Source organism: Amycolatopsis pittospori (assembly GCF_013870525.1).
GTDB classification, from domain to species: Bacteria; Actinomycetota; Actinomycetes; order Mycobacteriales; family Pseudonocardiaceae; genus Amycolatopsis; species Amycolatopsis pittospori.
Genome location: NZ_JACBXD010000165.1, coordinates 1 through 6,595 on the forward strand (window position 1 = coordinate 1; position 6,595 = coordinate 6,595).

Consider the following 6,595-nt stretch of genomic DNA (forward strand, 5'->3'; position numbering starts at 1 on the left):
CCGACGAGGCCGGTGCCGAACGCCCGGTCCTGCGGGACGCCGGCGTGCCGATCCTCGTCCACCCGGATCCGCGTGCCGCCCTGGGCGAGATCGCGGCCTGGATCTACGGCGAGCCGTCGCTGGAGCTGTCGGTCCTGGGCGTCACCGGGACCGCCGGCAAGACGACGACGTCGTACCTGGTCGATGCCGGGCTCAAGGCGGCCGGGCTCACCACCGGACTGATCGGCACGGTCGAGACCCGGATCGCGGGCGAGCGGCTGGCCAGCGGGTTCACCACCCCGGAGGCGCCGGATCTGCAGGCGCTGTTCGCGGTGATGGTGGAGCGTGGCGTCACGCACGTCCCGATGGAGGTCTCCAGCCACGCGTTGTCGCTGGGCCGGGTCAACGGCACGCGGTTCGCGGTCGGGGCGTTCACGAACCTTTCCCAGGACCACCTGGACTTCCACAAGGACATGGAGGAGTACTTCGCCGCCAAGTCGCTGCTGTTCGACGGCCGCTCCACCGCCGAGGTGGTCGTCGTCGACAGCGCCTGGGGCCAGGCGCTCCTCACCCCGCACACGGTGACCGTCTCCACGGAGCCGGGCGCGGACGCGCTGTGGCGCGCCACCGACCTGACGCCGACACCGGCGGGGGAGCAGACCTTCACCCTCCACGGTCCCGAAGGCATCGCCGCCTCGGCGAAGATCCCGCTGCCGGGTGAGTTCAACGTGGCGAACGCGGTGCTCGCGGCGGCGATCCTGAACACCGCCGGCGTCCCGCTCGACGCCATCGTCGCCGGGCTCGCCGCGGTCGAGGTACCGGGCCGGATGGAACGGGTCTACCTGGGCCAGCCGTTCACCGCGGTCGTCGACTACGCGCACAAGCCCGCCGCCGTCGCGCAGGGGCTCGACGCACTGCGTGCCCGAGCCGAGGGCCGGATCATCACCGTCCTCGGCTGTGGCGGGGACCGCGACACCGCGAAGCGCCCGGTGATGGGGGAGGCGGCGGTCCGGCGCAGCGACGTGCTGATCGTGACCGACGACAACCCGCGCTCGGAGGATCCGGCCGCGATCCGGGCGGCGATGCTGGCCGGTGCCCGCAACGCCGGACCGGCGCAGGGCGGCGAGATCCTCGAGATCGCCGATCGCCGTGAGGCCATCGTCCGCGCCGTCGAGCTCGCCGAACCGGGCGACATCGTGCTCATCGCGGGCAAGGGCCACGAGACCGGCCAAGAGGTCCAGGGTGTGGTGCACCCGTTCTCGGACCGCGACGAACTCGCGGCCGCTATTCGCAGACGTCTAGAGGTGACTGTGTGATCGTGCTCAGCCTGGCCGAGATCGCCGAAATCGTCGGCGGCAGGCTGCACCGGACCGACGGCACCGCCGAGGTCACCGGAACCGTCGAATTCGACACCCGCGAGATCACGTCCGGCGGGCTGTTCGTCGCCCTGCCGGGGCAGAAGGTCGACGGACACGACTTCGCCGCGAAGGCCGTCGAGTCCGGCGCCGTCGCGGTGCTCGCGGCCCGCGAGGTCGACGCCCCCGCCGTGATCGTGCCGCCGCTGGACGCCGGCGTGGCGCACGAGAAGTCCGTCGCGCTCACCGGCGACAAGGACGGCTCGGGTGCCGCCGTGCTGGCCGCGCTGGGCAAACTCGCCCGGTACGTGGTCGACAAGCTGGCCGGGGACCACCTGACCGTCGTCGGCGTCACCGGTTCCTCGGGCAAGACCTCCACCAAGGACATCATCGCCCAGCTGCTGGAGCCGCTCGGTCCCACGGTCGCGCCGCCGGGGTCGTTCAACAACGAACTGGGCCACCCCTGGACCGCGCTGCGGGCGGATGCCGGAACCCGGCACCTCGTGCTGGAACTGTCCGCCCGCGGACCGGGCCACATCGCCGAGCTGGCGGCCCTCGCGCCGCCGCGGATCGGGGTCGTCCTCAACGTCGGCAGCGCGCACGTCGGCGAGTTCGGCTCGCGCGAGGGCATCGCCAAGACCAAGGGTGAGCTCGTGGAGGCGCTGCCGAGCGCCGAAAACGGCGGTGTCGCCATCCTGAACGTCGACGATCCGCTGGTCTCGGCCATGGCGAGCCGGACGACGGCGCGGGTGGTCGGCGTCGGCGAGAGCGCGTCCGCGCAGGTCCGGGCGGTGGACATCACCCTCGACGACGAGGCGCGCGCGTCGTTCCGCCTGATCACCCCGGCAGGCGAGGCTCAGGTCAAGCTGCCGCTCTACGGCGAGCACCACGTCGGCAACGCCCTCTCCTCCGCCGCCGTGGCCCTGGAACTGGGTTCCACGCCCGAGGAGATCGCGACGCGTCTTTCCGGCCTGGAGCGGCGCTCCGAGCGCCGTATGGAGGTCACCACCCGCGCCGACGGCGTCACGGTGCTCAACGACTCGTTCAACGCCAACCCCGAGTCGATGCGGGCCGCCCTCAAGGCACTCGCGTCGATGAGCACGCAGCGCCGTTCCTGGGCCGTGCTCGGCGTGATGGGCGAGCTCGGCGACGACGCCGTCGAGGCGCACGACGGCATCGGCAGACTGGTCGTCCGCCTCAACATCGACAAGCTCGTGGTCGTCGGGCCGGAAGCCGCGGCGATGCACCAGGGCGCGCATCAGGAAGGTTCCTGGGGCGAGGAGTCGGTACAGGTACCCGACGTCGAGGCCGCCGTCGCCCTCCTGCATGATCAGCTCCGCGCAGGGGACATCGTGCTGGTGAAGGCGTCCAAGGTCGCCGCACTGTGGCGGGTGGCCGATGCCCTGCTCACACCCCCTGAATCAGCTCTCGCAGTACCCCCTTCCCCCTCTCAAGAACGCTCGAACGGTGGTGACGCGTGATCAGCATCCTGATCGCGGCCGCGGCGGGCCTGCTGGTCTCCATCCTCCTCACTCCCTATCTGATCCGGGTCTTCTCCCGGCAGGGCTTCGGCCAGGAGATCCGGGAGGAAGGACCGCAGGGCCACAAATCCAAACGCGGTACCCCGACGATGGGTGGTGTCGCGATCATCATCGCGATGGTCGTCGGGTATTTCGTGGCACATCTGATCAGCTCGTTCGGCGGCACGGGCACCGGCACCGGTGGCCCGTCGGCGTCCGGTCTGCTGGTCCTCTTCCTGGCCGTGGGCCTGGGGATCGTCGGTTTCCTCGACGACTTCATCAAGATCCGCAAGCAGCGCAACCTCGGGCTGAACAAGACCGCGAAACTGGTCGGCCAGCTGGTGGTCACGATCGTCTTCGCGGTGCTGGCCCTGCGGTTCCCCAACGGCGAAGGCCTGACGCCCGCCTCGGAGAGCCTCTCCTACGTGCGGGACCTCGCGCTGATCACCTTCCCGTCGGTGTTCTTCGTGGTGTTCTGCTACATCGTCATCTCCGGCTGGTCGAACGCGGTGAACTTCACCGACGGCCTCGACGGTCTCGCCGGCGGCACCGCGGCGATGGTGCTGGCGACCTACGTCGTCATCGCCTTCTGGCAGACCCGCCTCTCGTGCGCGGTCAGCCCGCAGGCCGCCTGCTACGACGTCCGGGACCCGCTGGACCTGGCCGTGGTGGCCGCCGCGGCGACCGGTGCCTGTGTCGGGTTCCTCTGGTGGAACGCGGCCCCGGCGAAGATCTTCATGGGTGACACCGGCTCGCTGGCCCTCGGTGGCCTGGTCGCCGGTCTGTCGATGACCACCCGCACCGAACTGCTCGCCATCGTCATCGGCGGTCTGTTCATGGTCGAGATGATCTCGGTGGTCGCGCAGATCGCGGTCTTCCGCACCACGCGGCGGCGACTGTTCCGGATGGCGCCCTTCCATCACCACTTCGAACTCGCGGGCTGGGCGGAGACCACGGTCATCATCCGGTTCTGGCTGCTCTCGGCCATCTGCTGCATGTTCGGGCTCGGCCTGTTCTACAGCGAGCAACTCGGCCTCGGGGGTTAAGCGGTGGAGCTGGCCGGTCGTCACGTCCTCGTCGCCGGTGCCGGGGTCACCGGCAGATCGGTCGTCCCCGTCCTGCGGGAACTGGGTGCGCGGGTCACCGTCACCGACGGCAACGCCGAGCGGCTGGCGGAGCTCGAAGGTCAGCTCGGTCAGAACCATGGCGCCGAACTGGTGCCGGGCCTGACCGAGCCGCCCGAAGGCATCGAGCTGGTCGTGACCAGCCCCGGCTGGCGGCCGACGGCGCCGCTGCTGGTGGCGGCGGCCGAGGCGGGTGTCGAGGTGATCGGCGACGTCGAGCTGGCGTGGCGGGTCGGGCAACTGCGCGACAAACCGCCGGTGTGGCTGGCGATCACCGGGACCAACGGCAAGACCACCACCGTCGGCATGCTGGAGTCGATCCTGCGCGCCGCCGGTGTCGACGCCGTGGCCTGCGGAAACGTCGGTTTCGCGGTGCTGGACGCGGTTCAGGCCGGGCACGAGGTGCTGGCCGTGGAACTGTCGAGTTTCCAGCTGCACTGGTCGTCCACGCTGGCGCCGCACGCGTCGGTGGTGCTCAACCTGGCCGAGGACCACATCGACTGGCACGGCTCCATGGAGGAGTACGCGGCCGCGAAGGGACGCATCCACCACCGCTCGCGGAACGTGGTGCACAACCTCCACGAGGAGTGGTCCGTCCGGCTCGCGGACGAGCACGCGCCCGCCGAGGCCCGCCGGGTCGCGTTCGGCCTGGACACCCCGCGCGCCGGTGAACTCGGCATCGTCGAGGATCTGCTGGTCGACCGCGCCTTCGTGGCCGACCCGGCGACCAGCGCCGACGAACTCGGCACGCTGGCCGACGTCCGGCCCGCGGGCCCGCACAACGTTTCCAACGCCCTCGCCGCGGCCTCGCTCGCCCGCGCCTACGGTGTCAGCGGCGAGGACGTCGCGAAGGGCCTGCGTGAGTACCAGCCGGCCCCGCACCGGGCCGAGGAGATCGCCGAGATCGGCGGCGTCAAGTACGTCAACGACTCCAAGGCGACCAACCCGCACGCGGCGGCGGGTTCGCTGCGCGCGCATCTCTCCGTCGTCTGGATCGCCGGTGGCCAGCTCAAGGGCGCCTCGGTGGACGAACTCGTCGGCTCGGTCGCCGGCAGGCTGCGCGGAGTCGTGCTGCTCGGGGTCGATTCACCCGTGATCGCCGCCGCTGTTGCGCGACACGCGCCGGATGTCCCGGTCAACAGCCTCCTTCCGGGTGACGATGACCCCATGACTGCGGCGGTGAAGGCGGCCAGCGCCCTGGCTCGCCCCGGAGATGTAGTGCTGCTGGCCCCCGCCGCGGCGTCGTTGGACATGTTCCGCAACTACGGCGAGCGCGGCGACGCTTTCGCGAGTGCGGTCCGGGTCCTGCGCGACGGTGCGGGGGAGACCAGTGACGGCGGTTGAGGAGAGAAAGCGGCAGCCGCCCGAGCGGCGGCCACGTAAAGAGCGCAAGGAAAGCGCCTTCGTCGCTTTCCGCACCGCGCTGACGGCGTGGCTCTCGCGGCCGCTCGCCTCGTTCCACCTGGTCCTGGCGCTCACCGGCGTGCTGACCACGATCGGCATCGTGATGGTGCTGTCCGCGTCCTCGGTGGCTTCGTACAACCCGAAGACCGGCGCCGGGGTGTACGCGCAGTTCAGCAAGCACATCATGTTCGTCGCGATCGGCGCGGTGGTGTTCTGGGTCGGGCTGCGGATCCCGCTGGAACGCGTCCGGCGCCTCTCGGCGACGATGACCGTGGTCTGCCTCGGCCTGCTCATGCTGGTGCTGACGCCGCTCGGGTCCACGCTCAACGGCTCGCAGGGCTGGTTCATGCTCGGCGGGTTCGCCTTCCAGCCGGTCGAAGCCGCGAAACTCGCGCTCGCCTTCTGGGGCGCGCACATCCTGGTGATCAAGTACAACATCATCAACCAGTGGCGGCATCTGCTCGTCCCGGTCGTGCCGATCGCGCTGCTGATGTTCGCGCTGGTCATGATGCAGCCCGACCTCGGCGGCACGATCACCCTCGCGGTGGTGCTGCTGGCCCTGCTGTGGTTCGCGGGCGCGCCGAAGCGGCTGTTCGGCGTGATCCTCGCCGGTGGTCTGGTCGGTGTCCTGGTGCTGGCCATCATCGAGCCGTACCGGCTGAAGCGGGTCCTGTCGTTCGTCTCCGGCGACCCGGACGTCAGCGCCGACGGCTTCCAGGCCAACCAGGCGAAACTCGCGCTCGCCGACGGCGGGCTCTTCGGCAAGGGACTCGGGCAGGGCCAGTCCAACTGGGGCTACCTGCCGAACGTGCAGAACGACTTCATCTTCGCGCTGATCGGCGAGGAGCTCGGCTTCATCGGCTGCGTGGTGGTGCTGGCGCTGTTCGCCGGCGTCGCGATCGTCGGCCTGCGGATCGCCGCCCGCAACCTCGACCCGTGGATCCGGATCGTCGCCGGCACGCTGACCGTTTTCCTTGTCGCGCAGGCGGGTATCAACATCGGGTACGTCGTCGGCCTGCTGCCGGTCACCGGCGTCACGCTGCCGCTGATCTCGTACGGCGGGACCTCGCTGGTGATCACCATGCTCATCATGGGGTTCCTCGCCAACGCCGCCCGGCACGAACCGGAGGCGGTGGCCGCACTGCGTTCGCAGGGCCCGGGTAAATTCGGACGCCTGCTGAGGCTTCCCGCCCCCGAGCCGTACCGCCCGCCC

At 70.4% G+C, this 6,595-nt stretch carries 5 protein-coding genes; all 5 read left to right on the plus strand.

The window, feature by feature from the left end:
• Positions 1-1,295, plus strand: a 1,295-nt coding sequence (locus tag H5J31_RS39050; protein ID WP_181777683.1) for a UDP-N-acetylmuramoyl-L-alanyl-D-glutamate--2,6-diaminopimelate ligase, incomplete at its 5' end; no start/stop codon positions are given.
• Positions 1,292-2,815, plus strand: a complete 1,524-nt coding sequence (locus H5J31_RS39055) for a UDP-N-acetylmuramoyl-tripeptide--D-alanyl-D-alanine ligase (RefSeq protein ID WP_181777684.1) — start codon at positions 1,292-1,294, stop codon at positions 2,813-2,815. The genes H5J31_RS39050 and H5J31_RS39055, both read left to right, overlap by 4 nt.
• Positions 2,812-3,900, plus strand: coding sequence for a phospho-N-acetylmuramoyl-pentapeptide-transferase (gene mraY / locus H5J31_RS39060; RefSeq protein ID WP_181777685.1), 1,089 nt, complete (start codon positions 2,812-2,814; stop codon positions 3,898-3,900). Before H5J31_RS39055 ends, mraY begins: the two co-directional genes overlap by 4 nt.
• Before the next feature lie 3 nt (positions 3,901-3,903).
• Positions 3,904-5,322 (plus strand): UDP-N-acetylmuramoyl-L-alanine--D-glutamate ligase, encoded by a 1,419-nt coding sequence (gene murD / locus H5J31_RS39065; RefSeq protein WP_181777686.1) that lies wholly within the window; start codon positions 3,904-3,906, stop codon positions 5,320-5,322.
• The coding region (gene ftsW / locus H5J31_RS39070; RefSeq protein ID WP_181777687.1) for a putative lipid II flippase FtsW at positions 5,309-6,595 on the plus strand (1,287 nt) is incomplete at its 3' end. The genes murD and ftsW, both read left to right, overlap by 14 nt.